We start from the raw sequence: 908 nt of genomic DNA, 5'->3' as shown, positions 1-908 counted from the left end.
CTAGTTCGTTATGCGAAAATTTTCGGGCGCTTCTATTTTAATAAATTGCGAGCGTCCGTGCTCGCTAAAATAGTAAAAAAGTAGTTGTTACCAATCCGGTAACATGTGCTTATTGATTTGTGAGGGTTATTTCTAGAAAAATATTGAGAGATTTCTACTCTATACCTAAATACTCCGACTCTAAAATTCCGATAGAAGTATGGTTTAAAGAGACTTCGAAAGCTTTCTGGAAATCTCCGTCTGATATTAAGGAAAAATACAGAAATGCTAGTTTCCTTAAGGATAATAGAATCGTTTTCAATATACATGGAAACAAATACAGATTAATTGTGGAGGTTCATTATAATTTACAAACTGTATTTATACGATTTATCGGAACTCATGAACAATATGACAAAATCAATGCTGAGGTGATTTAAATGAACATTAAACCTATTAAAAATCCAAAAGATCATTTAGATGCTCTATCAGAGATTGAAAAACTCTGGGATGCAAAGAAAAATACACCAGAATACGACAAATTAGATATTTTAATTACATTAGTTGATGCTTACGAGACTAAACACTACCCTATTGATGATCCGGATCCAATTGAAGCTTTAAAATCCGTTATGGATGACATGAACATGAAAAGTGTTGATTTAGGAAATCTCATCGGTGGACGAAGTCGTGCCACTGAAATCCTAAATCGGAAAAGAAAGCTTACTTTAGAAATGATCAGAAAGATTAATCAAAATCTTGGAATTCCTACGGACATTCTTGTAAAAGAATATAAAGTCAAAACTTCTAAGACAGGTAGAAAAAGAACGCCGTCCGTGGCGTAATCACTTCTCTAAGCCCAAAAACTTCGCATAACAGCGGCTTACTGCTTCGCTTCGGGACAAGCCCTCGCTTGGGCTGCGCCAAAT

At 35.1% G+C, this 908-nt stretch carries 2 protein-coding genes; both read left to right on the top strand.

Annotated elements, in window-relative coordinates; all coding sequences use genetic code 11:
* The first annotated feature begins 143 nt into the window (after positions 1-143).
* Positions 144-419 carry a type II toxin-antitoxin system HigB family toxin gene (locus tag ND811_RS19420; RefSeq protein WP_265353631.1) on the top strand — a complete coding sequence of 92 codons (276 nt, stop codon included), beginning with the start codon at positions 144-146 and terminating at the stop codon, positions 417-419.
* Entirely contained in the window at positions 420-824 is a 405-nt protein-coding gene (locus tag ND811_RS19415; protein WP_265353632.1) for a helix-turn-helix domain-containing protein, read from the top strand.
* Positions 825-908 lie beyond the last annotated feature (84 nt).

The organism is Leptospira soteropolitanensis, assembly GCF_026151655.1.
GTDB classification, from domain to species: Bacteria; Spirochaetota; Leptospiria; order Leptospirales; family Leptospiraceae; genus Leptospira_A; species Leptospira_A soteropolitanensis.
This window is presented reverse-complemented; position numbering and strand designations above follow the sequence as displayed.